The following is a 21,318-nucleotide window of genomic DNA, read 5'->3' as shown; positions in this document are numbered from 1 at the left end:
GTCACGCTATCAACAGCAACCGAATTGATGCCGGTCATGTCGCTGCTTGCGCGCTTGCGGGAACTGCATCGAAGCGTTGCACCCTTCGTTCTGGCGCCCTTGTTGGTGACGGTGTTCTCCGGTGTCAGTTACCGCCTGGCCCGGGACTGGTTCGGAGCCAGCCGGGACCAGGTTCACTGGTTAATGGTCGTGCACGAGGGGGAATGGCTTGGTTCCACCCTGGAACCGGTCGTCGTTCTTCTCAACGCCATCGGCCTGATGTGGATGCTGATCACAGGCATAGGGCTCCTGATGGAGCGATGGCGTCGAAAGGTACACTCATAGTTTGGCGATTCAACGCGGAGCTGGGATGGCAGCCGATTCGAAGGACACAGCGGTGACCGACGACAACACTGAAACGGCTGTGGAAACAGCACCTGAGGCAGCGGCAAAGGCCAGCAATGCTTCCGGTGCCCCTGCCAAGAAACTGAGCCCTGAAGCTCTGATTCGCTCCTTTGAGTCGGCTCAGCAGAAGGATGATCTCCCTGAGATCTACGTGGGCGACACCGTGCGCGTTGGTGTTCGCATCAGCGAGGGCAACAAGGAGCGTGTTCAGCCCTACGAAGGCGTGGTGATTTCCAAGCGCCATGGTGGCCTTAACCAGACCATCACCGTGCGCCGGATTTTCCAGGGCATCGGCGTTGAGCGAGTGTTCATGCTGCACAGCCCCCAGGTGGCTTCCATCAAGGTGGAACGGCGCGGTAAAGTGCGCAGGGCGAAGCTTTTCTATCTGCGGGAACGGGTGGGCAAGGCCACCCGCGTGAAGCAGCGCTTCGATCGCTGAGGTTTCGACCTCGTTCAATCAGTTGCCAACTTCAACGTTGGCTGAGGGGTACATCGCCTTGCGCCGTTAGTTCAGTTGGTAGAACGCAGGTCTCCAAAACCTGATGTCGGGGGTTCGAGTCCTCCACGGCGCGTCCGATGTTCCCCTCGTGCAGTTTCCCGGTTCTGAGCATGGAGTTGGATCTTCAACCTGGTGATGTTGTGAAGGTGTTGGAGTCAGCCGCCCTCGGCTGGGTCCGTGCCCGAGTGATACGCGTCAAGTCCGGCGGCCGTGTGGTCGTTCAGAGTGATCAAGGGCGTGAATTCACAGCCCGCGGCAATCAGGTTCGGCTCATCGAACCTGCAGGATTCCGTCCCTGAATCGTTAGACGTTCGGCGTTGAGCCGATGTTTTCCCTCATGTCCCGGCGACTCTGTCGTCGGGATTTTTTTGTGGCGGCGCCCGGATGACAAAACCAGGCTGATCCATGGCTCAGTTGTTGACGGAGGGCAGGGCGACAGTTGATACTGATCAGGTCGCGAAAGCGACTCAGATCAGATTCTTCGGAGCGCGTCTCGCGAGTTCTGAATCAGATCTGGGACCGTAGTTCAACCGGTTAGAGCACCGCCCTGTCACGGCGGAAGTTGCGGGTTCGAATCCCGTCGGTCCCGTTCTCACCACCAAGAGCCACGATGGTGCGCGTTCGATTGGCCCCCAGCCCGACGGGCACGCTCCATATTGGAACGGCGCGAACCGCTGTTTTTAATTGGCTCTACGCCAAGCACGAGCAAGGCGCGTTCGTGCTGCGCATTGAAGACACCGATAAGGAGCGGTCCAAGCCCGAGTACACCCAGAACATTCTCGAAGGCTTGCAGTGGCTCGGGATCGATTGGGACGAGGAACCCGTCATCCAGAGCGAACGGGTGGGGCAGCACCGTGATGCCATACAGACCCTGCTCGATCGGGGACTGGCCTACCGCTGCTACGCCAGCGAAACGGAACTCACGGCCATGCGCGATGCGCAGAAAGCGGCCAATCAAGCCCCGCGCTACGACAACCGCCACAGGTCTCTGACCCCCGAGCAGGAGCAGGCGTTTCAGGCAGAAGGCCGTGAAGCGGTGATTCGTTTTCGCATCGATGACGCTGCCGAAATTCGCTGGAATGATCTGGTGCGTGGCGCCATGAGCTGGCGAGGCTCAGACCTTGGCGGAGACATGGTGATTGCCCGCCGCGCCCCGGCGGATCAAATCGGCGACCCCCTCTACAACCTTGTGGTGGTGGTGGATGACGCCGCGATGGACATCACCCATGTGATCCGCGGTGAAGATCACATTGCCAACACCGCCAAGCAACTGCTCCTCTACGAAGCGCTGGGCCTGCCCTTGCCGACCTTTGCCCACGCTCCTCTCATCCTCAATGCCGAGGGACGCAAGCTCTCAAAGCGGGATGGGGTGACCTCCATCAACGACTTCCGCGCCATGGGTTACACCCCTGACGCCATCGCCAACTACATGACCTTGTTGGGGTGGTCCGTACCGGAGGGCATGGAGGAACGGTTCAGCTTGCGTGAAGCCGCAGCCGTTTTTGGTTTCGACCGCGTCAACAAAGCCGGGGCGCGTTTCGACTGGGACAAGCTCAACTGGCTGAATGCCCAGGTTCTGCACGGCTGGACGGCGGACCATCTTCTGGAAGAACTGACGCCGCTTTGGACCGAACGGGGTTGGACCGCTCCTAGCGACAAGAGCTGGTGCCTGGACCTCTGCGCCTTGCTGGGGCCATCCCTCACCCTGCTCAAAGATGGCGTCGATCAGGCGGAACCGTTCTTTGATCGTCCGGAGCTCCAGGACGATGCCCTCGAGCAACTCGCGATCGACGGAGCCAAGGCAGCCATTGCAGACCTGCTTCAGCGGCTCGAGAACAACCCTTGGGACGGCAGCGACGTTGATCAAGCCAAGGCTTGGCTGGGGGATGCCGCCAAAGCAGCCGGTGTGAAGAAAGGGGTTGTAATGAAGTCCATGCGCGCCGCTCTGCTGGGGCGTCTTCAAGGCCCCGATCTGATCACCACCTGGTCATTGCTGGCCCGAATCGGTGAGGACCTGCCGCGTCTGCGCCGCTGCCTCGGCTGAGGCAGGCTCGTCATCCTCAGCTTTGACCAGGCCAAGAGCCTGAGCCAACGGCTGAGCCGTGAGGCCCTGAAGACCAACGGTCATCAGGATGGTCAGGAACACCAACCCCTGAAGGCGTCCTGCCCCCAGGATGCCGGCCTGCTCCAAGCGAATCGCGAAGAGAGAGGCCACCGCTGCGGTGACGATGCCTCGCGGAGCGAGCCAACCCAGGAACAGCCGTTGTTCAAGTTTGTAGGGCAACCCGATGGTGGCCAGACCTACGCCGATCGGACGCACCACGAGCATCAACGACAGCACACAGAGGATGCCGCCCCAACCCAGCGGACTGAGTTCAACCCAGGAGACGTCAGCAGCCAGCAGCGGAAACAGCATCGTGATCGCCAACTGCGCCAGTTCCTGAATCAAACCATCCAATTCAGCGGTGTGGGGGCCTGGACGTCGACCGACAACGATGCCCGCCGCCACCGAAGCAGGCAGGGCGGATTCCGGCAGAAGCCACTCACTGACGCCATACATCAGAAACAGCAAACCCAGACTGAGCTGAAGCGGGAGCCCCTTCAACTGATCGGGTTTGAGCCGTCGCAGCAGTTCTGAAAGCAGCCAGCCGACGCTCGCGCCAATCAGCACACCACCGCCCAATCGATACAGCAGGCCGAGCATCACCTCCCGCCAGCCATGCAGGTTGCCAAGGACAAGCTCCAACAGCAGCAGGGCTAAAACGGCGCCGATGGGCTCAAGCACCAGTCCCTCAGCCTCCAGGACTTCGCCCAGAGGAGGTGCGAGCCGAATTTGACGCACCAGGGGTGTGACCACCGTTGGCCCCGTGGCCAGCACGATGGCACTGAACACAGCCGCAAGCGACCAGCTGAGGCCCGCAAGCCAATGGGCCGCCAACAGACCGCCTCCCAGGGAGATCAACAGACGCAGAGCTGCGATGCGCTGCACCGTGGCCTTGATCGTGTCTCCAGGCAGACGCAGATTCAGTCCGCCATCGAACAGCACCAGGCTGACAAGAAGACCCACCACGGTTCCAAGCCCGGAGCCGAGATCAAGGGGTTCCACCCAACCCAGACCCGAGCGACCGATCAGCAGCCCCGACAGGAGCAGCAACACCACCCCAGGAAATTCCGACTTGGCCGCCAGAAAACGGGCTGCAGCACCCGAGGAAACCGTGACGCCCCAGAGGAGGCCCAGACGCTCAGGCGTCATCGACAGAGGAGAACTGAGGTTCCACGCGCACGCCGATCACCGCTTGGGGGCGTACGACCAGATATTCGCCCTCCAGATCACTGAGGGGAACGTTGACGAAACCGCCCTGGTTCTCGGCATTGACCACCCCTTGGTACCACTCCTGGAAGGTCTCGAGTTTCGGAAAAAACACCCGTTCGGTTTGCCCTCCCACAAGGTGGAGATGGACGGCGTAGCGGCGGGGCGTACGGGACATCAGCGCGGAAAGACATCCATCACGGTCCCCACAGGATGACGGATCGGTTCCGGGTCTGCCCAGAGAAGAGGGCGAAGACAGGCGTTACGCGGGGCATAAAGCGGATGGCGCGGTTGCCCCGAGGCCGTCTGCCCGAGCATCAGAGGATGCGGCGAGTCGGGAACGAAGCGTCGGCGGTGCGGCAGCAAACGCTGAATGGTTCCAAGAACCAGCTGAGCCCGGTCCCATCGCGCCCCATTCGCCCCCCATCCACACCAGAGATCAACCCCAGATGTTCGGGACCAGTGGTTGAACCAGCGGTTCAAGATCGCGTCGTTCTGCTCACCGATGGGGTCCTTCACCCGCAGCAGCGCCGCCGGAGACGGCGACATCCGGGCGAACAGATTCAGCACCAGCAACTCCCGATATCCCCATTGCCTGGCGAAGCCGATCAAACGGCGCAGGGTCGGATCATCACGCTGGCCATCAGCTCGCGAGGGATTCAGACCCACGAAAAGGAGGCACCCTTCGCCGGCACCCAGGCAGCGCCGCAGCCACCAGCGGTAACAGCCATCGCTGCTCAGGGACGCTTCAGACCCCGAGCTGTCGCCGACAGCGTTCAAGGATGCGTTCGCTGGCGTGACCATCGCCGAAGGGGTTAACGGCGCGGGACATCTCTTGATAGGCCGTGGCATCCCCAAGCAGCCGCGAGGTCTCCTCCAGGATCACATCGGGATCGGTGCCCACCAGCCGGGCGGTGCCCGCATCAACGGCCTCCGGCCGCTCTGTGGTTCGCCGCAGAACCAGCACGGGTTTGCCGAGCGCAGGGGCCTCCTCCTGGAGACCACCGGAATCGGTGAGCAACAGGCAGCAACCTTTCATCGCTGCAACGAGACGGTCGTAGTCCAGAGGTTCGGTCAGAACGACTCGGGGATGGCTTCCAAGCAGGGCCTGCAGCGGTTCACGCACCGTCGGGTTGCGGTGCATCGGCAGCAGAAGCGCCGTGTCGGGGTAGCGCTCAAGCACCTGCAGCATTCCTGCAGCGATGTCGTGCAGCCGCTCACCCCAGTTTTCACGGCGATGCACCGTGGCGAGGATCACCCTCTGTTGATCCCAGTTGAGGCCATCAAACTGAACATCCGGCGCCGATTCCGCCATCAACAACAAGGCATCGATCACGGTGTTGCCGGTCACGGCGATCTCCCCGACCACCCCGGATGCTTTCAGGTTGGATTCAGCCTTGAGCGTCGGCGCGAAATGAAGGGTTGCGATCTGAGAAAGAAGCCGACGGTTGGCTTCTTCCGGGAAGGGATCCAGAAGATTGTCAGTGCGCAGGCCGGCCTCCACATGACCAACCGGGATCTGCTCGTAAAACGCAGCCAAACCAGCGGCAAACGCCGTGCTGGTGTCGCCCTGCACCAGGACCAGCTGCGGGGGGTAGGCCTGAAAGTCTTCCCGCAGCCCTTGCAGCGCAGCACAGGTGACATGGGTCAGGGTCTGACGGGGTGCCATCAGATTGAGATCCTGATCCGCCTGGAGATGGAACAGATCCATCACCTGGCCCACCATTTCGCGGTGCTGACCGGTCAGGACGACACGGGTCTGCAATGCATCACAGGCTTGGAACGTCCGGATGACCGGAGCCAGCTTGATCGCCTCCGGACGCGTTCCCAGAACGATCGTGACGCGGGGCTGTTCAGCCATTCCATCCAGACGGACCGCTGGAGTTTACGGGCGTTAACCCGGAGAGAACAGTGAGAAATCCTTGCCAGTTCCGGCATCGAGACGATCCTGAAAACAGATCCCTCGCCATCAACGTGGCTCAGCCGGTTTTCCCCCCCAGCTTCCCGCCGCGCGCAACCGCCGCCCGTAGCCCAGAAGGACTTCGGGAGGTTCACAACCCGGCGCCCCGATCCGCTGCAGATGGCTCTCCAAGCCTCGAGGAGATCGTGCGCATCGCCCATGATGCCGGCCATTCCGATGTCCACCTAGGGGTTGGGGAAGTGCCGCGCTACCGGGCCCGGGGAGACATGCAGGGCACGGATTGGCCGGTCACCCGCGCCGAAGTCTTTCAGGGATGGCTCCAGGAAATCCTGACGCCACAGCAGATCGATGGCTTCAACCGCGACAAGGAATTTGACGGCTCCCATGCCTTCCCCTTCGTGCGCGTGCGCATCAACCTGATGGATTCACTGCGGGGGCCGGCGATGGTGCTGCGTCTGATTCCGCAGACGATCCTCACCATGGAGCAGCTGAATCTCCCCAGCGTGCTGGAGAGCCTCGCGGCCCGTCCGAAGGGACTGATCCTGGTCACCGGTCCGACAGGGTCCGGCAAAAGCACAACCCTGGCGGCCATGATCGATTGGATCAACCGCAACGAGGCACGCCACATCCTCACGATCGAGGATCCCGTCGAGTTCGTGCACGAGAGCCGCAAGTCCCTCATCCGGCACCGGGAAGTGGGGTTGCACACCCTCAGATTCCACAACGCCCTGAGGGCTGCTCTGCGGGAAGACCCCGATGTGATTCTGGTTGGCGAAATCCGGGATCAGGAAACCCTTTCAACGGCCCTGGAAGCGGCCCAGACCGGCCACCTGGTGTTCGGAACGCTGCACACCAACTCTGCAGTGAAGACCGTGGAACGGGTTCTCGGCTTGTATCCGCCTGAAGAGCAGGAGAGTGTGCGCCGTTCGTTGTCCGAGTCGCTGCTGGGGGTGGTCGCCCAGGGATTGATCAAGACAACAGATGCAAAACGGACGGCGTTTCACGACATCCTGATCAACACCGACGCCTGCAAGGACTACATCCAGCGGGGGGCGCTCGATGAGGTGGAAGAGATCATGGAGCGCAGCGGATTCGATGGGATGGTGACCACCAATCAATCGCTGCTGGCCCTGGTGGAGGCGGGTCGCATTGACGGCGATCAAGCGGTTGCCGTCAGCCTCAAACCCAACGAGCTGGCTCAGGCCCTGCGGGGCCGAAGCTGATCAGCCACCGCTGAACACACGCACCAAAAGAACAACAGCGATCCCTGCGGAGAGGCCGATCATCGCCAGACGGCCGTTCCAGATTTCGGCCTGTGGAGTGAAGCCACGCTTCCAGGCGTTCAGCTCATCAGCCTCCACGGGCTCCGGAGCATCGGGTCTGGTTTCCGGTTGGTCCACGACGCAGAGACCGAAGAATCCCTTCAAGCCTAAGAGGCTTACCTAGAAGGGTGGGTCTGGTGTGTAAAGCGCATCGGCCTGATCCAAGGGCCAGCGGGCGGCTACACCTGATTCAAGAGAGGTGCATTCCGTGTTCTGGCCCAGACGCAGCAAGGCCGCAGCTCCGATCATGGCGGCGTTATCGGTGCAGAAGGCCAGGGGAGCGATGGAGACCGCTATGCCCCGCGGCTTCCCCTGTTCGAGCATGCTTTGGCGCAAGCGACGGTTCGCTGCGACGCCCCCAACCATCACCAGTTGCTGAACACCGTGGTCTTCAGCACAGCGAAGACTGCGCTGCACCAGAACATCGGCCACCACCTGTTCGAAACTGGCGGCCAGGTCGGCAAGAGGCAGCGGATCAGGGTTTTGCCGCAAAGTTTCCACAGTGCGGAGCATGGCGGTCTTCAGACCACTGAAGGAAAAGTCGTAGGGGTGAAAACCGCCGCCCGGCAATGAAATCCGCCCCTTGGGCAGGCGAAAGCGCGTTGCATCACCCGTTTCGGCAACAGCCTGGATGGCAGGACCTCCGGGGTATCCCAGACCAAGCAGGCGGGCCACCTTGTCGAAAGCCTCTCCAGCGGCATCGTCATGGCTTCGGCCGAGCCGCGTCATCCCGCCGTCGTCAGCCACCAGAATCAGCTCCGTGTGCCCCCCGCTCACAAGCAACACCAGGTAAGGAGCTTGCGGTGGGGCGTCTCCAAGCATCACCGAGGCCAGATGGCCCTCCAGGTGATGAACGCCGAGAAAGGGGCGCTGATGCAGCGCAGCAAGGGTGCGACCCGTCACCGAGGCCACCATCAGAGCCCCGGCCAGACCTGGAGTGATCGTGGCCGCGATGGCATCCAGCTGCCCCAGAGCGACACCCGCCTCGTCAACCACGGTCTCCACCAGCCCCGGCAGGGCCTCAACGTGGCGGCGCGAAGCGATTTCGGGCACCACACCACCCCAACGGGCATGCTCCTCAACCTGAGATGCAATCCGCGACGCCAGAACCTCGATTCGCCCATCCGCGTGACGGCGCAGGACCGCTGCAGCGGACTCGTCACAACTTGTTTCGAGGGCAAGCACTGCATGCATCGAAGCGATGCGCCTCCCCTACTGTCCGAGTTGTGACATCTTGCCCTTTCGGGGCACCGTTCAGAGGAATTGTTCCGATGCGTCGTCTCTTCGCCGTCGTGCTTTCAGCACTCCTGGTGTTCGGCTTCGCCCCCGTCGCCAAGGCGGATGTGGCTGGCCTCACCCCCTGCTCAGAAAGCGCCCGCTTCCAGCAGCGTGCTGCCGCTGCCACCACGCCTCAGGCCAAAGCTCGCTTCGAGATGTACAGCCAGGCCTCCTGTGGTGAGGATGGCCTTCCCCACCTGATCGTCGATGGCCGCTGGAGCCACGCCGGTGATTTTGTGTATCCCGGGATCATGTTCCTGTACGTCGCCGGCTGCATCGGCTGGGCCGGTCGTGAGTACCTGAAAGCAACTCGCGGCAAGAATGCTGCCCAGTACGAAATCTTCATCGATCGCAGCATCGCCATCAAGAGCCTTCTGGCTGCTGCCACTTGGCCCCTGGCTGCCTTCGGTGAATTCACCAGCGGCAAGCTGCTCGAAGACGACAGCAAGGTGACTGTTTCACCACGCTGATTCAAACGACTTCAACCATTGCTCCCTCAACAATGAACAAGTTTCTGACCGCAGCTCCAGTGGTTGCAGCCATTTGGTTCACCGCCACCGCAGGAATCCTGATCGAGTGGAACCGCTTCTTCCCCGATCTTCTCTTCCACCCGATGTAAATCTGGGTTGATCATGAGGCAAGGGAACCTTCGGGTTCCCTTTTTTTGTGGCTGCCCCCGTTGCGAAAGTCAGGGTTGCGACGATCAGCGTTGCAAAAAGCAGCTCTGCTTTATCCCAGACCCATCAGCGTCTCCACCTGGTTCAACGCTGCTTCGAGATCGTCATTGATCACGACAGCATCGAATTCCTGTTGGGCCTCGAGTTCCTCGCGAGCGCGAGTCAAGCGGCGCTGAATGGCATCCTCCGCATCGGTTCCGCGCCCACGGATCCTGCGCTCCAATTCTTCAAAGCTGGGGGGAGCTAGAAAAATCTGAAAACCGTCCGGAAAACTGCGACGCACCTGGCGGGCACCTTCCAACTCAATCTCCAGAAGCACGGGGCGCCCCGCCGCCATCTGTTCTTCCACAGGACCTCGGGGGGTGCCGTAGCAATTCCCCGCGAATTCCGCCCACTCGAGAAAACCTCCCTGCTCCACCAAGGCCTCAAACCCCGCACGGCTGTGGAAGAAGTAGTTGATGCCGTTCTGCTCGCCCTGGCGCGGAGAACGGGTGGTGGCCGACACCGACAGCCAGATCTGGGGGTGCCGTTCCAGCAGCTGGTTCACCAGCGTTCCCTTGCCGACTCCACTGGGGCCGGTGATCAAGGTGAGCTTTCCACTGGTGGACATCGCGGCGTCTGCGTGGGTCAGCAGAGTAGGAAGCCCCAATGCCCCACCCGGTGCTCCAGGTGATCGCCTCCACCAGCCTGCAGCCAATGGATCTCACCACGCTGCGCGCGGTGCTCTGGGATCTGCGCCCAAAGCTGGTGCCCAGCCGCTTCGAGAAGGCCCAACAACCGGACCCGGCAACGATTCAACTGGGATGCCGCAGCCTCAAGGGGATGGTGTGGCTGGAACTGAGCTGGCAAGCCGAGGCCCCTCGGCTGGTGGAGGTCAACCCTCCCCCGCGCAGCGGCAGCGGCAGCACCTTCGCCCAGCAGTTGCAACACAGCCTCCGCCAGCTGGCCCTGGTGGAGCTCCACCAGAGCGGTTTTGAACGGGTGGTGGAATTCCGCTTTGCCCAACGCCCTGGGGAACCGATCCAGCGGGTGCTCGTGCTGGAGCTGATGGGACGGCACAGCAACCTGCTGCTGCTGGATGAGCAGCGCCGGATCATTGCCCTGGGGCGACAGGTCCGCGACCATCAGTCCCGCGTGCGCCCTCTCTCCACCGGTGATTCCTACAGCCCACCCCCGATGCTGCAGGGGTTGGCACCGGATCCAACGGAGGGCTTTGAACGCTGGAAGGAGCGGCTCTCTCTCGTTCCAATCGCGCTGCGCAAGGCCCTGCAGCAGACCTATCAGGGGATCAGCCCAGCCCTTGCTCTACAGCTCGCCGGCGACCATCTGAACACCCCGGTGGACAGCCTGGATGCACACCACTGGTGCCACCTGTTTGAACGCTGGTCGCTCTGGTTGGACCAGCTCGAGCATGAGCAGTTCGCCCTGGTGGTGGAGAACGACGGTCGTTACCGGGTCTGGGGGTGTCCCCAGGGTGAAGTGCATCCACAGCCCGCTCTGGCGCTCACCCTGGGATCCCTGCACCAGCAATCCCAAGAGCAACGGGCCCTGGCACGGGTCAGCCAAGATCTGCGTCAACGCCTGGAGCGTTGGCGCAGCAAAGAACAGGCAGCCCAGCAGGACCAACACCAGCGCCTGAAGGCCACCGAAGGGCACGAGGCTCTTCAACGCCAGGCGGACGCTCTCCTCTGCCTCGGAAACCCAAGCCGCGACCAGGTCGATGAAGCCCAGTCGCTCTATCGCAGGGCCAAAAAACTGCGGAGATCGCGCCCGATCCTTGAGCAGCGGCTGGAGCACCATCAGCAACGGCTTGAGCTGATCAGCGCGAGCGAAACCTTCATCGAAGATCAACTGAGTGCCACCTGGCAGGACGGCCCGGCGCGCCTCGCCGCCCTGAATGATCTGCGGGAGGAACTCGATGAGCTGTTACAGCCCAAGGAACGCCGTCGCAGCACGCGTCAGCAGCGTCAACGGGACCAGCCCAAGCCGCTGGAACTGAACACACCCGGAGGTCTCAAGGTGCAGGTGGGGCGGAATCACCGCCAGAACGACTGGATCTCGCTGCGCCAGGCCCGCAGTGGTGACCTCTGGTTTCACGCCCAGGAATGCCCAGGCAGTCACGTGGTGTTGAAGAGCTCCAACGGGCTGGCCGAGGAATCCGACCTGGCGATGGCAACGGATCTGGCGGCCTATTTCAGCCGCGCACGGGGCAACACGCGGGTGGCGGTGGTGATGGTGCCCACCGATCAGCTGCAGCGCATTCCCGGTGCCGGCCCGGGCACCGTGCGTCATGGACAAGCTGAAATCCGCTGGGGGGATCCCCAGGGTGCGGAAGAGCGGCTGCTTGCCCCTAGCCTGAGCCCACATTCGGGCTGACCTGTTGCGCCGCCCGCCCTGCGTCCGTGTCTGAGCGCCCCGAAGGTCCCCCAGCTCTGCAGCCACCACCGCCCATTCGCATTGGGAGGGCACCTGGTGATGCCGATCTGCCCAATGAGGTGGAAATGCCTCTGGTGGATCACCTTGAGGAACTGCGTCAACGGGTTCTGCGCAGCTTGCTGGCCGTTGTTGTTGCAGCGCTGACCTGCCTGCTGGGAGTTAAACCTCTGGTGCGCCTGCTGGAAGCGCCAGCCAGCGGAATTCATTTCCTTCAACTGGCACCGGGAGAGTTTTTATTCGTCTCGCTGAAGGTGGCCGGTTACGCCGGCCTCACCCTGGCCCTGCCCTATGTGCTGTTTCAGATCCTGGCCTTTGTGCTGCCGGGCCTGACGATCCGCGAACGACGCCTGATCGCCCCTGCCGTCGCCGGCTCCGCGGTTCTGTTCATGGCGGGCCTGGCCTTTGCCTGGTGGGCCCTGGTGCCAGCCGCCCTTCGTTTTCTGGTGAGCTACGGCGCCGATGTGGTGGAGCCGCTCTGGTCGATCGAGCGTTATCTGGATTTTGTTCTGCTGCTGATGCTGGCCACCGGGCTGGCGTTTCAGCTCCCTGTTCTGCAACTGCTCCTCGGGGCCCTGGGGCTGGTGCGCTGGAGGCCGATGCTTGGGGCCTGGCGCTGGGTTGTGCTGGGTTCAGCCCTGGCTGGAGCTGTGCTGACGCCATCCACCGATCCGATCACGATGCTGCTGCTGGCTGGAGCGATCACAGCACTGTTCCTGATCGGCGTCGGCCTGGTGGCCCTGACCGAATCCTTCAGACCAGAAACTCCTTGATCAGCGTTTCCGCTTCCGGCCCTGTCGCCTCCAGCGGAAGACTCAATGCCTTGCCAAGACGGGGTTTGTCACGGGTGGAACCGAGCCATTGGCGCACCTCACCCGCCAAACCAAGACGATTCACAACATCCAGCACCTCACCGAGATGCTGCCGATAGGCCTCAAGGTCCATCGGAAACGACTGTTGCTCGAGATAGGCCCACATCACCTGGAGGTACAAACGACGGCGTCGAACCACCAGCTGAAGGTCGTAAGTCGCCCGCCAGCGCTGGCGTAGACAGGCCATCACCTCGTCAACACTGAGCGGCGGCTCGGGCACGGCGTTGGCGATATCAAGCACAGAAGCAGGGGCGGCAGGGGCAGGAAGACGCCTGTCGTTGCAAAGCTTGACAGGCACTTAAGCATCCATAATGGTCGCCAATCCGAGCTGGATGAACGTCCGCCATGACCCAACTCTCCTCGAGCGATGTGCCCGGAATGGGTCGTCGGCAGTTCATGAATCTGCTGACGTTCGGCTCCGTCACCGGTGTGGCCCTGGGAGCCCTCTACCCGGTGGCGAATTACTTCATCCCCCCCAAGGCCGCAGGCAGTGGCGGTGGCACCAGCGCCAAGGATGAGCTGGGCAACCCGATCACAGCCAGCGGCTGGCTCTCCAGCCACCCCGAGGGCGATCGCAGCCTGGTGCAGGGCCTCAAAGGCGATCCCACCTATTTGATCGTTGAGGGTGAAGACGCCATCGGCAGCTACGGCATCAACGCCATCTGCACCCACCTCGGTTGCGTTGTTCCCTGGAACAGCGGCGCCAACAAGTTCATGTGCCCCTGTCACGGCAGTCAGTACGACGCCACCGGCAAAGTGGTCCGTGGCCCTGCCCCTCTCTCCCTGGCCCTGGCGAACGTCAGCGTGGAGAACGACAACGTGTTCGTAAGCCAGTGGACCGAGACCGACTTCCGAACTGGTGATAAGCCCTGGTGGGCCTGATCTTTCCCTTCCCTACGCCTGCATACCCTCACCGTCCCATGCGTCGTCACCTCTCGCTTTTCCTTGGATCGCTGGTCATCGGACTGGCTCTGCTGATCGCTCCGGCTGCCAGCTGGGCATATCCCTTCTGGGCTCAACAGAACTACGACAGCCCCAGGGAAGCCACCGGCAAGATTGTTTGCGCCAACTGCCACCTGGCCAAAAAGCTGACCCAGGCTGAAGTTCCCCAATCGGTCCTCCCCGACAGCGTCTTCACCGCCAGCGTCAAGGTCCCTTACGAAAAGGGCCTGCAGGAGATCGGTGCGGACGGCAGCGATGTGGGCCTGCAGGTGGGCGCCGTTGTGATGCTTCCTGACGGCTTCACCCTGGCTCCTCAAGAGCGCTGGACCGACGAGATCAAGGAAGAAACAGAAGGCGTCTATTTCACCCAGTACAGCGACGACCAGCCCAACATCCTCTTGGTGGGACCGATCCCTGGTGATGAGCACCAAGAGATCGTCTTCCCTGTGCTGTCTCCTGATCCCGCCACCGATAGCAACATCCACTTCGGCAAATACCAGATCCACGTGGGTGGCAACCGCGGCCGTGGCCAGGTGTATCCCACCGGTGAGAAGAGCAACAACACCGTCTATACGGCTCCTGCCAGCGGCAGCATTGCCTCCATCGAACCCGGCGACAACGGCGCCAGCGTGGTCAGCATCAAGGCTGCTGACGGCAGCAGCGTGAGCGAGACCATTCCGGTTGGTCCTGAAGTTCTGGTCAGCGTTGGCGACAGCATCGAAGCCGGTGCTGCCCTGACCAACGATCCCAACGTGGGCGGCTTCGGCCAGGTGGACGCAGAGATTGTTCTGCAGAACCCCGTTCGGATCTACGGCCTGCTCGCCTTCTTCGCGGCGGTGGCTCTGGCTCAGATCATGCTGGTGCTGAAGAAGAAGCAGATCGAAAAGGTTCAGGCCGCTGAGGGCAACTTCTGATCGCTATGGCTGTTGAAGCCCTGTTTCCCCTGGCGACCTTCCAGTCGCCAGGGGAATTTTTGCCTCACACCCACAACTGGTTCCTTCCCCTGCGTTGGTACGGGCTGCTGATTGCAACAGCCGTCTTGATTGGACTGAACCTCTCCAGCCGACTGGCCAAGCTTCGACAGCTGGAGAACAACCTGGTCAGCGATCTGCTGCCCGTGCTCGTGCTGTTTGCCGTGATCGGAGCACGGATTTACTACGTGGCCTTCGAGTGGCACAACTACGCCTCGAACCCGCTCAAAGCCCTCGCCATCTGGGAAGGAGGGATCGCCATCCACGGTGCTTTGCTGGCAGGAACAATCACGCTGATCCTGTTCTGCCGCTGGCGCCGGCAACCCTTCTGGGATGTGCTGGATGTGTTGGTTCCCTCCGTGGCCTTGGGACAGGCCATCGGTCGCTGGGGGAATTTCTTCAATTCCGAGGCCTTCGGGGTTCCAACTGACCTGCCGTGGAAGCTGTTCATCCCGGCGCAGAGCCGCCCTGTGATGTACAGCACGTCGGAATTTTTCCACCCAACGTTCCTCTACGAATCGATCTGGAACCTGCTGCTCTTCGGACTGTTGATGCTGCTCTTTCGCCGCGGACTCAAAGCTCCTGGGATGCTCCCATCGGGCGCCATGAGTTGTGTTTACTTGGTGGGCTACAGCCTTGGCCGTGTCTGGATCGAAGGTCTGCGCATTGATCCTCTCTGCATCGGTTCGCTTCCACCGGCTTGCAACGGGGGAATCCGCATCGCCCAATTGATGAGTTGCACCCTGGTCGCGCTCGGCGTCCTGGGGCTTTGGTGGCTATATCAACGGAAGCGACCCCTGCCTGATCCATCAGGCCAACGCAGTTGAGTCACGTTGTCAGTTTCGTCGGCGCAGGCCCCGGTTCTCCAGACCTGCTCACTCTTCGCGCGGCTGACCGTCTGAACAAAGCCGACGTGCTGATCTGGACGGATTCCCTGGTCTGTCCAGCCATCGCCGATCTGGCGCCGGCGGATTGCGAACGCATCCGCACCAGCACGACCACGCTTGAAGAGCTGATCCCGCTGCTCATCGAACGGCAGCGCCAGGGCAAAAGGGTGGTGCGGCTCCACGATGGAGATACGGCGCTCTACAGCGCGATCAATGAACAGATCTGCGCCCTAAGCGACGCCGACATCCCTGTGGAAGTGATTCCCGGGATCAGCGCCTACCAAGCGGCAGCCGCCGGACTCGCCAGCGAACTCACCCTGCCAGGCGTGGTGCAAACCATTGTTCTCAGTCGCGCTGGGGGTCGCACCGGCGTGCCGGAACGGGAACAGCTGGATCGGCTGGCCGCCCTGCGCGCCAGCCTTTGCATCTATTTGAGTGCACGACACGTTGAAGAGGTGCAAACCACCCTTCTGGAGTACTACCCCGCCGACACGCCCGTAGCCATCGGACATCGGGTGAGCTGGCCTGATCAGATGCTCACCGTTGTCCCTCTCAGGGAGATGGCTGCGGTGAGTCGGGAACGCAATCTGATTCGCACAACGCTTTATGTGGTGAGTCCGGCCCTTGCCGGTGGTCCCCAGCGCTCACGGCTTTACTCGCCTGACCACGACCACCTGTTCCGTCCGAAACCCCAATAGGCGGTGGTTTAAGATCGATTTGTGCGGGCGATTAGCACAGTGGTAGCGCACTTCCTTCACACGGAAGGGGTCACTGGTTCGAATCCAGTATCGCCCATATTTTTTGGTGGGATTTATTCCCTTAGTTGCTGACTGCACTGTTGGATCGGCCTAGGTTCAGCTTTGAACGAGGTCGATCGACCCATTGATGAACCAGCGGAGTCTTGCGGACGACCAAGGCAAAGCCACGGGCCTGGTTGAAGCAGGGCGACAGTTGGCCGAGGCGCGGGCTGCTGCGAGCCTGAGCCAGAACCAACTCGCCAGCCAGCTGCACATGGGCGAGGAGCAACTGGCAGCACTGGAACGGGGCGATCAAACCGAACTGCCTGAACCCGTGTTCATCAAGGCCATGGTGCGCCGGATCAGTTCGCATCTGGGTTTGGATGCTGATGCCATGGTTCAAACCCTCGGCCCCCTCACCACCAGACCGCCCAAACGGGCGACTCCCGGGGCAACACCGCGGGGCATCGCTCCTCAGAACCGGAGAACATTCAATCCACTTCCCCTCGTGGCCCTCGCCGGGCTTGCTGGCCTTGGCTTTGTTGTGTGGAGCAACGCCTCCGAGTTGACGCGCTTCGCCCAGGGGTTGAAGCCTGCCAATCCAACCCTTGAGCCAAGCGAAACCGATCTGGAGCTGGAGGTGACCAAGGTTGCAGATGAGCGCGATGCCCTCATCGTTCCAGCGCCACCAACGGCAGACCTGGGCCTCACGATCAGCAGCAGCGAACCCAGCTGGATCGCCCTACGGCGTGAGGGAGTTGTGGAATTCGAAGGGCTGCTGAACGGTGAGCGCAGGATTGACAATCCCGACCTGGTGGAGATCTACGCCGGCCGGCCCGATCTGGTGCAGCTCAGTTCTCCCGACGCCGAGACACGCACCCTTGGCGCTGTGGATGACATCCGCTGGATCCCGCTCAGCCCTGCACCCTGACGCGCAGATTCACGCCAACCGCCTCCTTCACCACCTCAGCGCAGCCTTCCAAACTCCACTGTTCAAGACTGACGTTCTGGTTGACCCGCTCAGGCACGATCTCCAGATCCAGACTTCCCTTCACCGCATGAATGCGGAGTGCTGAGATCACCGGCTCAGGCCTGCGATCCAGAGCCGCGGCCAAGCGCAGCAGCAGGGCCATCTGATGAACACAGCGACGGTTGTCTCGGGTGGCCACAAGCTGCCAGGACTCATGGCGTTTCTTCGGCAGGCTGCGGCGGTGATAGCGGGCAATGGCCGCCACCATCAAGTGCTCCGCCTCGGAATAGCCCAGCAGTTCACCATGACGAATCAAGTACCAGGTGTGCTTGTGGTAAGCGCTGATGTTGATGTGCTGGCCACAGGTATGGAGCATGGCGGCAGCCCAAAGCAGTTCACGCCCTTCGCCACTGTCGTCATGCATCACGCCTCGCGTGGCGTCGTAGAGGCTTAGGGCATGGCTGGCAACCCGTTCAGCCCTGATCTGGTTCACCGCAAAGCGCTGCACCTGATGGAGCACAGTGCGCTGCCGAATGCTGCTCTGAAAGCTGAAGCGGTCTTCCAGAAGACCCTGGCGAAGCATCCAATCAACGATCAAACCTTCCCTGAGCGCCCGCTCACTGAGCACGAACTCCTCCACACCCAGCATCTTCATGGTGGTTTGCAGGATCAGCGCACCGGGAACGATGATTTCGGCCCGACGATCGTTGATGGGAGCCAACTCCCGTCGCTGCGCAGGGGTCATCGTGATCAAACGATCAACCACCTGATTCAGGCTCTGCCGGGTGACGCGGTACCCATGCAATTTGCGGGGTGGGCGCTCCTCTTCACTCGCCGCAAGGGAGCCAATCGCCATCGCCGTGCCGCTGGTGGCTACCAAAACAGGAGTTTCACCGGGTTTGATCCTGCGACGCACTTTGTCGACCGAAGGTTCAAGCGACCCCTGAATGAAGGCCTGCAGGAATGACCGCCGTTGAGGGGGCATCGGATCATCCCGAACAAAGTCCCGCTGGAGTCGCACAGCCCCCACACGGGTGCTGGTCAGGGCGCGGGCATCACGACCATCGGCAAGGATCAGTTCCGTGGAGCCTCCTCCGATATCGAGCAGAAGATGCGGACGGTCTCCAAACGGCATTCCTGAGAGGACGCCCAGATAGATCAACCGTGCCTCCTCGGGGCCGCTGACCAAATCCACCTCCATCCCCAGCTCGTCAAGGATGGTCTGGAGGAAATCGCGACCATTGGGTGCTTCTCGAACGGCACTCGTCGCCGCTGTGACGATCTGCTCAACCCGGTGACTGGCGGCGAGATCTCTGAACTGGCGAAGGGTTTCCAGCCCCCGTTGCATCGCCGCCGCGGTCAGCTCACCGGTCTCAGGATCACGCTCCCCCAGACGCGTGGTGGCCTTTTCGGCCTGGATGATTCGAAACGTGCGCAGCTTCGGATCAACGGCTGCCACCAGAAGATGAAAGGAATTGGTCCCGATATCGATGGCGGCGATCGGACGCTGATCAGCGTTCACTGCATGCGACGCGCTGTTGTTCTGTTCCGTTGGCTGGGCTGGGGCCTTGGCATCCAGCATCAACGTCAGAGCGGCAATGAAATCCACTCTGCCACTGACGGCCGAGGCCATCAGACCCTGACTAGGGTTCTTCAAATCCCGTTGATTGTGATCAGCAGCTCTGCCCGTCTTCAGCCCTGGATCGAACTGCTCCGCTGGAACAAACCCACCGGCCGGCTGATTCTGCTGATCCCAGCAGGCTGGGCCCTCTGGCTGAATCCAAGCGCTCCCCCCAGTGTTGTGCTGATCCTGCAGATCCTGCTGGGGGGCCTGGCGGTGAGCGGAGCAGGCTGCATCGCCAATGACCTCTGGGACCAGCGCTTCGACGGCCAGGTGGAACGCACACAACATCGGCCTCTGGCCAGAGGTGCGCTGCAGCGAGGGCCAGCCTTCGCTCTGCTGCTGATCCTGCTGGGCCTCAGCCTGGCTGTTGTGCTGAGTCTGCCGGCCACCAGCCTCGGGCTCTGTCTCGCCTTGGCATGCACGGCCGTGCTGCCGATCCTCGGCTATCCATCGGCAAAGCGGTGGTTCGCCTTCCCCCAGGCGGTCTTGGCGCTGTGCTGGGGCTTCGCGGTGCTGATCCCCTGGGCCGCAGCAACGTCCTCCTTGAGCGGGAGTCCTGCACTGGTGTGCAGTTGGCTGGCAACCGTGGTCTGGACCTTCGGCTTCGACACGGTCTATGCCATGGCCGACCGACGTGACGATGCCAACCTCGGCCTGCGCAGCAGCGCCCTGAGCCTCGGATCCCGCGTGGTTCCTGTGGTTCGGGGCTGCTACCTCGTGACAGCCATCACCCTTGCCATAGCGGCATGGTCGGCTCAGATCCCAGCACCGTTCTGGCCTCTCTGGTTGCTTGCCGCCGTCTTCATGCAGCTCAGCTGCAACCCCTTGAACAAACAGGATGCCTCCATGGGCACCTACGGGAAGCACTTTGCCCAGCAGGTGCAGGCAGGGACGCTGCTCTGGCTCGGCCTGGTTCTGGCCAGGGGATGGGGAGCCTGATGTGCATCACCCCGGCTCCTCCGCTCCGCACTGGAGACCGTGTGGCCTGTGTGGCCGCCAGTTCAGCCCTGCAGGACGACATCAAGCTGCAGGAGGGCATTGCGGTCCTGCAGAGCTGGGGCCTCGATGTTCAACCCCAGACCTTGGCCAGCCGACGTTGGGGCTACTTCGCAGGGCGCGATGACACGCGCCATGCCGATCTGCATCCGGCAGAACCGGCAGCGCTGCTCGCCTGTGCCCGCGGTGGATGGGGGGCTGCTCGGCTGCTGGAGCAGCCCATCCGCTGGCAGAGCGGCTGGCTGTTGGGCTTTTCCGACGTGACAGCTCTGCTCTGGGCCCGCCAGGCAGCAGGGTTTGCGGGGGGCATCCATGGCCCCTTGCTCACAACACTTGCGGAGGAGCCGCCATGGAGCCGTGACCGCTTGCGCAACCTGCTCTTCGGCAACACCATTCCTGACCTGCAAGGTCGGCGTGGCGGCGGCGGGGTTGGAAGCGGTCCCCTGCTCGTGGCCAATCTGACCGTGGCCACCCACCTGTTGGGAAGCCGGTTCGTGCCCCCCCTCAAGGGAGCCGTTCTGGTGCTGGAGGACGTGGGTGAAGCGCCTTACCGCATTGATCGGATGCTCACTCAGTGGAGGCTGAATGGCAGCTTGCAGGGCCTGGCGGGTCTGGCATTTGGCAATTTCGAAGGGTGCGCCAATGAAACCAGAGACGCCTCCGAAAGCTTCAACCTTGAGCAGGTTCTTGAGGAACGCACGGCCGATCTCGGCATTCCCAGAGTGATGGACCTGCCCGTTGGTCACCGATCCGGAAACGCAGCCCTGCCCATGGGGGCGATGGCACGCCTGGATGGCGAAAACGGCCGGCTCAGCCTGCTGACCTGAGGGCGAGCACGGCCTCCGCCACGGTGAGGTCAAACGGTGTGGTGACCTTGATGTTGGCGGGGCCGGCATCCAAGACCTGCACAGGCCACCCCAGACGCTCGTACAACGACGCATCGTCGGTGACCGTCCAGCCCTGGGCAACCGCCTCAGCGTGGCCGCGACGCAGCTGATCAACGGCAAAGCCCTGCGGCGTCTGCGCAGCCCAAAGCTCCGATCGATCCGGCGTCTCACAAATCACACCATCAGATCCCACGCGCTTGATCGTGTCGCTCACCGGCGTTGCAGCAATCAGCGCCGTGCCGGCCTCCACCACAGCTGCACAGCGATCAAACAACTCCGGTTCAGCCAAACAGCGGGCGCCGTCATGGATCAAGACGTGCCGAGCCTGCTCCGGCAACCCCGCCAGACCACAAAGCACCGACTCCTGCCGCGTGCTGCCGCCCTGGATCCAGCGCACCGGCTTGCTGGGTGCATCCAGCACCGCAAGGATGGCCTCTCGATCGACCTCCTGGCCGACGATCCCGATCCATTCGATCCGCTCGGAATTCAGGGCCGCCTCCAGGGTCCAGGCAATGACGGGGCGTCCGGCCAACGGCAGCAGCAGCTTGTTGCGATCCGCACCCATGCGCCGACCGCTTCCCGCCGCAGCAATCAACAGATGCACAATC

The 21,318-nt window shown here is 62.2% G+C and carries 26 protein-coding genes and 3 tRNA genes; 19 read left to right on the top strand and 10 right to left on the bottom strand.

Features of this window, described 5'->3' with window-relative positions; translation table 11 throughout:
• The first annotated feature begins 36 nt into the window (after positions 1 to 36).
• The 6 genes from SynA1544_RS03460 to gltX all read left to right on the top strand — a co-directional run bounded on the left by SynA1544_RS03460 (position 37) and on the right by gltX (position 2,927).
• Positions 37 to 324: a PepSY domain-containing protein gene (locus tag SynA1544_RS03460; protein ID WP_186514840.1), complete on the top strand. Its 288-nt coding sequence runs from the start codon at positions 37 to 39 to the stop codon at positions 322 to 324.
• Between the two features lie 25 nt (positions 325 to 349).
• Positions 350 to 823, top strand: coding sequence for a 50S ribosomal protein L19 (gene rplS / locus SynA1544_RS03455; protein WP_115081695.1), 474 nt, complete (start codon positions 350 to 352; stop codon positions 821 to 823).
• A gap of 60 nt (positions 824 to 883) precedes the next feature.
• A tRNA-Trp gene (locus SynA1544_RS03450) sits at positions 884 to 956 on the top strand.
• Positions 957 to 993: 37 nt separating this feature from the next.
• Positions 994 to 1,182, top strand: a complete 189-nt coding sequence (locus SynA1544_RS03445; RefSeq protein ID WP_006043540.1) for a hyperconserved protein Hcp — start codon at positions 994 to 996, stop codon at positions 1,180 to 1,182.
• A gap of 216 nt (positions 1,183 to 1,398) precedes the next feature.
• Positions 1,399 to 1,472: transfer RNA gene (locus SynA1544_RS03440), tRNA-Asp, on the top strand.
• A 21-nt stretch (positions 1,473 to 1,493) separates the two neighbouring features.
• Positions 1,494 to 2,927, top strand: a complete 1,434-nt coding sequence (gene gltX / locus SynA1544_RS03435; RefSeq protein ID WP_186514839.1) for a glutamate--tRNA ligase — start codon at positions 1,494 to 1,496, stop codon at positions 2,925 to 2,927.
• On the opposite strand, the gene SynA1544_RS03430 is transcribed toward gltX, so the two are convergent.
• From SynA1544_RS03430 to wecB, 4 genes are read right to left on the bottom strand one after another with little or no spacing between them, the layout of a single operon-like run.
• Entirely contained in the window at positions 2,871 to 4,136 is a 1,266-nt protein-coding gene (locus SynA1544_RS03430; RefSeq protein ID WP_186514838.1) for a sodium:proton antiporter, read from the bottom strand. The two genes, gltX and SynA1544_RS03430, sit on opposite strands and share 57 nt — an antisense overlap.
• On the bottom strand, positions 4,126 to 4,371 hold the full coding sequence (locus tag SynA1544_RS03425) for a hypothetical protein (RefSeq protein ID WP_115010390.1): 246 nt from the start codon (positions 4,369 to 4,371) through the stop codon (positions 4,126 to 4,128). The genes SynA1544_RS03430 and SynA1544_RS03425 overlap by 11 nt, the downstream gene beginning before the upstream one ends.
• A complete protein-coding gene (locus SynA1544_RS03420) occupies positions 4,371 to 4,973 on the bottom strand; it encodes a DUF1643 domain-containing protein (protein ID WP_186514837.1) in 603 nt (200 codons plus the stop codon). The genes SynA1544_RS03425 and SynA1544_RS03420 overlap by 1 nt, the downstream gene beginning before the upstream one ends.
• Entirely contained in the window at positions 4,942 to 6,054 is a 1,113-nt protein-coding gene (gene wecB, locus SynA1544_RS03415) for a non-hydrolyzing UDP-N-acetylglucosamine 2-epimerase (protein WP_186514836.1), read from the bottom strand. Before wecB ends, SynA1544_RS03420 begins: the two co-directional genes overlap by 32 nt.
• 113 nt (positions 6,055 to 6,167) lie before the next feature.
• Between wecB and SynA1544_RS03410 the strand changes: the two genes are divergently transcribed.
• Complete coding sequence (locus tag SynA1544_RS03410) at positions 6,168 to 7,337, top strand: type IV pilus twitching motility protein PilT (RefSeq protein WP_370594090.1); 1,170 nt, start codon at positions 6,168 to 6,170, stop codon at positions 7,335 to 7,337.
• Here SynA1544_RS03410 and SynA1544_RS03405 read toward each other — a convergent pair whose 3' ends face one another.
• Both SynA1544_RS03405 and tsaD read right to left on the bottom strand, forming a co-directional pair.
• Positions 7,338 to 7,514, bottom strand: coding sequence for a chlorophyll a/b-binding protein (locus SynA1544_RS03405; protein WP_114988300.1), 177 nt, complete (start codon positions 7,512 to 7,514; stop codon positions 7,338 to 7,340). It lies immediately after the preceding gene.
• Positions 7,515 to 7,556: 42 nt separating this feature from the next.
• Positions 7,557 to 8,630, bottom strand: coding sequence for a tRNA (adenosine(37)-N6)-threonylcarbamoyltransferase complex transferase subunit TsaD (gene tsaD / locus SynA1544_RS03400; RefSeq protein ID WP_186514833.1), 1,074 nt, complete (start codon positions 8,628 to 8,630; stop codon positions 7,557 to 7,559).
• 77 nt (positions 8,631 to 8,707) lie between these two features.
• Here tsaD and SynA1544_RS03395 point away from each other — a divergent pair, with 77 nt between their 5' ends.
• On the top strand, positions 8,708 to 9,184 hold the full coding sequence (locus SynA1544_RS03395; protein ID WP_114988265.1) for a Photosystem I reaction center subunit III: 477 nt from the start codon (positions 8,708 to 8,710) through the stop codon (positions 9,182 to 9,184).
• Positions 9,185 to 9,216: 32 nt separating this feature from the next.
• Entirely contained in the window at positions 9,217 to 9,333 is a 117-nt protein-coding gene (gene psaJ / locus SynA1544_RS03390) for a photosystem I reaction center subunit IX (RefSeq protein WP_006850741.1), read from the top strand.
• A 110-nt stretch (positions 9,334 to 9,443) separates the two neighbouring features.
• Here psaJ and gmk read toward each other — a convergent pair whose 3' ends face one another.
• Positions 9,444 to 10,001, bottom strand: coding sequence for a guanylate kinase (gene gmk, locus SynA1544_RS03385; protein ID WP_186515429.1), 558 nt, complete (start codon positions 9,999 to 10,001; stop codon positions 9,444 to 9,446).
• Positions 10,002 to 10,039: 38 nt separating this feature from the next.
• Here gmk and SynA1544_RS03380 point away from each other — a divergent pair, with 38 nt between their 5' ends.
• Both SynA1544_RS03380 and tatC read left to right on the top strand, forming a co-directional pair.
• On the top strand, positions 10,040 to 11,767 hold the full coding sequence (locus tag SynA1544_RS03380; protein ID WP_255477699.1) for an NFACT family protein: 1,728 nt from the start codon (positions 10,040 to 10,042) through the stop codon (positions 11,765 to 11,767).
• A 125-nt stretch (positions 11,768 to 11,892) separates the two neighbouring features.
• A complete protein-coding gene (gene tatC / locus SynA1544_RS03375) occupies positions 11,893 to 12,597 on the top strand; it encodes a twin-arginine translocase subunit TatC (RefSeq protein WP_170950543.1) in 705 nt (234 codons plus the stop codon).
• On the opposite strand, the gene SynA1544_RS03370 is transcribed toward tatC, so the two are convergent.
• A complete protein-coding gene (locus SynA1544_RS03370; RefSeq protein WP_115081687.1) occupies positions 12,578 to 12,994 on the bottom strand; it encodes a DUF3067 family protein in 417 nt (138 codons plus the stop codon). The genes tatC and SynA1544_RS03370 overlap by 20 nt on opposite strands.
• Before the next feature lie 47 nt (positions 12,995 to 13,041).
• Here SynA1544_RS03370 and petC point away from each other — a divergent pair, with 47 nt between their 5' ends.
• The 6 genes from petC to SynA1544_RS03340 all read left to right on the top strand — a co-directional run bounded on the left by petC (position 13,042) and on the right by SynA1544_RS03340 (position 17,164).
• Entirely contained in the window at positions 13,042 to 13,578 is a 537-nt protein-coding gene (gene petC, locus SynA1544_RS03365) for a cytochrome b6-f complex iron-sulfur subunit (RefSeq protein WP_006850760.1), read from the top strand.
• A gap of 38 nt (positions 13,579 to 13,616) precedes the next feature.
• Positions 13,617 to 14,552 (top strand): cytochrome f, encoded by a 936-nt coding sequence (petA, locus tag SynA1544_RS03360; RefSeq protein ID WP_186514832.1) that lies wholly within the window; start codon positions 13,617 to 13,619, stop codon positions 14,550 to 14,552.
• A 5-nt stretch (positions 14,553 to 14,557) separates the two neighbouring features.
• Positions 14,558 to 15,436, top strand: a complete 879-nt coding sequence (lgt, locus tag SynA1544_RS03355; RefSeq protein WP_255477698.1) for a prolipoprotein diacylglyceryl transferase — start codon at positions 14,558 to 14,560, stop codon at positions 15,434 to 15,436.
• Complete coding sequence (gene cobM, locus SynA1544_RS03350; protein ID WP_186514831.1) at positions 15,433 to 16,194, top strand: precorrin-4 C(11)-methyltransferase; 762 nt, start codon at positions 15,433 to 15,435, stop codon at positions 16,192 to 16,194. The genes lgt and cobM overlap by 4 nt, the downstream gene beginning before the upstream one ends.
• 25 nt (positions 16,195 to 16,219) lie before the next feature.
• Positions 16,220 to 16,291 (top strand) — tRNA-Val (locus tag SynA1544_RS03345).
• Between the two features lie 90 nt (positions 16,292 to 16,381).
• Entirely contained in the window at positions 16,382 to 17,164 is a 783-nt protein-coding gene (locus SynA1544_RS03340; RefSeq protein ID WP_186514830.1) for a RodZ family helix-turn-helix domain-containing protein, read from the top strand.
• Here SynA1544_RS03340 and SynA1544_RS03335 read toward each other — a convergent pair.
• Positions 17,148 to 18,785 (bottom strand): Ppx/GppA phosphatase family protein, encoded by a 1,638-nt coding sequence (locus tag SynA1544_RS03335; RefSeq protein ID WP_186515427.1) that lies wholly within the window; start codon positions 18,783 to 18,785, stop codon positions 17,148 to 17,150. The two genes, SynA1544_RS03340 and SynA1544_RS03335, sit on opposite strands and share 17 nt — an antisense overlap.
• 87 nt (positions 18,786 to 18,872) lie before the next feature.
• Between SynA1544_RS03335 and SynA1544_RS03330 the strand changes: the two genes are divergently transcribed.
• Both SynA1544_RS03330 and SynA1544_RS03325 read left to right on the top strand, forming a co-directional pair.
• Positions 18,873 to 19,766 (top strand): 4-hydroxybenzoate polyprenyltransferase, encoded by an 894-nt coding sequence (locus SynA1544_RS03330; protein ID WP_255477696.1) that lies wholly within the window; start codon positions 18,873 to 18,875, stop codon positions 19,764 to 19,766.
• Positions 19,766 to 20,650: an LD-carboxypeptidase gene (locus SynA1544_RS03325; protein WP_186514828.1), complete on the top strand. Its 885-nt coding sequence runs from the start codon at positions 19,766 to 19,768 to the stop codon at positions 20,648 to 20,650. The genes SynA1544_RS03330 and SynA1544_RS03325 overlap by 1 nt, the downstream gene beginning before the upstream one ends.
• Here SynA1544_RS03325 and ispD read toward each other — a convergent pair.
• Complete coding sequence (gene ispD / locus SynA1544_RS03320) at positions 20,634 to 21,314, bottom strand: 2-C-methyl-D-erythritol 4-phosphate cytidylyltransferase (RefSeq protein ID WP_186515426.1); 681 nt, start codon at positions 21,312 to 21,314, stop codon at positions 20,634 to 20,636. The genes SynA1544_RS03325 and ispD overlap by 17 nt on opposite strands.
• Positions 21,315 to 21,318: the final 4 nt, after the last annotated feature.

Source organism: Synechococcus sp. A15-44, from assembly GCF_014280115.1.
Classification (GTDB): Bacteria; Cyanobacteriota; Cyanobacteriia; order PCC-6307; family Cyanobiaceae; genus Parasynechococcus.
Note: the sequence above shows the minus strand (reverse complement) of the source record. Positions and strands in the feature narration are given on the sequence as shown.

What these genes read in the sequence shown, in the direction of transcription:
- SynA1544_RS03460 (WP_186514840.1), top strand. Translation starts at nt 37, where the DNA reads ATGTCGCTGCTTGCGCGCTTGCGGGAACTGCATCGAAGCGTTGCACCC.
- rplS (WP_115081695.1), top strand. Translation starts at nt 350, where the DNA reads ATGGCAGCCGATTCGAAGGACACAGCGGTGACCGACGACAACACTGAA.
- SynA1544_RS03445 (WP_006043540.1), top strand. Translation starts at nt 994, where the DNA reads ATGGAGTTGGATCTTCAACCTGGTGATGTTGTGAAGGTGTTGGAGTCA.
- gltX (WP_186514839.1), top strand. Translation starts at nt 1,494, where the DNA reads ATGGTGCGCGTTCGATTGGCCCCCAGCCCGACGGGCACGCTCCATATT.
- SynA1544_RS03430 (WP_186514838.1), bottom strand. Translation starts at nt 4,136, where the DNA reads ATGACGCCTGAGCGTCTGGGCCTCCTCTGGGGCGTCACGGTTTCCTCG.
- SynA1544_RS03425 (WP_115010390.1), bottom strand. Translation starts at nt 4,371, where the DNA reads ATGTCCCGTACGCCCCGCCGCTACGCCGTCCATCTCCACCTTGTGGGA.
- wecB (WP_186514836.1), bottom strand. Translation starts at nt 6,054, where the DNA reads ATGGCTGAACAGCCCCGCGTCACGATCGTTCTGGGAACGCGTCCGGAG.
- tsaD (WP_186514833.1), bottom strand. Translation starts at nt 8,630, where the DNA reads ATGCATGCAGTGCTTGCCCTCGAAACAAGTTGTGACGAGTCCGCTGCA.
- SynA1544_RS03395 (WP_114988265.1), top strand. Translation starts at nt 8,708, where the DNA reads ATGCGTCGTCTCTTCGCCGTCGTGCTTTCAGCACTCCTGGTGTTCGGC.
- psaJ (WP_006850741.1), top strand. Translation starts at nt 9,217, where the DNA reads ATGAACAAGTTTCTGACCGCAGCTCCAGTGGTTGCAGCCATTTGGTTC.
- gmk (WP_186515429.1), bottom strand. Translation starts at nt 10,001, where the DNA reads ATGTCCACCAGTGGAAAGCTCACCTTGATCACCGGCCCCAGTGGAGTC.
- SynA1544_RS03380 (WP_255477699.1), top strand. Translation starts at nt 10,040, where the DNA reads ATGCCCCACCCGGTGCTCCAGGTGATCGCCTCCACCAGCCTGCAGCCA.
- tatC (WP_170950543.1), top strand. Translation starts at nt 11,893, where the DNA reads ATGCCTCTGGTGGATCACCTTGAGGAACTGCGTCAACGGGTTCTGCGC.
- petC (WP_006850760.1), top strand. Translation starts at nt 13,042, where the DNA reads ATGACCCAACTCTCCTCGAGCGATGTGCCCGGAATGGGTCGTCGGCAG.
- petA (WP_186514832.1), top strand. Translation starts at nt 13,617, where the DNA reads ATGCGTCGTCACCTCTCGCTTTTCCTTGGATCGCTGGTCATCGGACTG.
- lgt (WP_255477698.1), top strand. Translation starts at nt 14,558, where the DNA reads ATGGCTGTTGAAGCCCTGTTTCCCCTGGCGACCTTCCAGTCGCCAGGG.
- SynA1544_RS03340 (WP_186514830.1), top strand. Translation starts at nt 16,382, where the DNA reads ATGAACCAGCGGAGTCTTGCGGACGACCAAGGCAAAGCCACGGGCCTG.
- SynA1544_RS03335 (WP_186515427.1), bottom strand. Translation starts at nt 18,785, where the DNA reads ATGCTGGATGCCAAGGCCCCAGCCCAGCCAACGGAACAGAACAACAGC.
- SynA1544_RS03325 (WP_186514828.1), top strand. Translation starts at nt 19,766, where the DNA reads ATGTGCATCACCCCGGCTCCTCCGCTCCGCACTGGAGACCGTGTGGCC.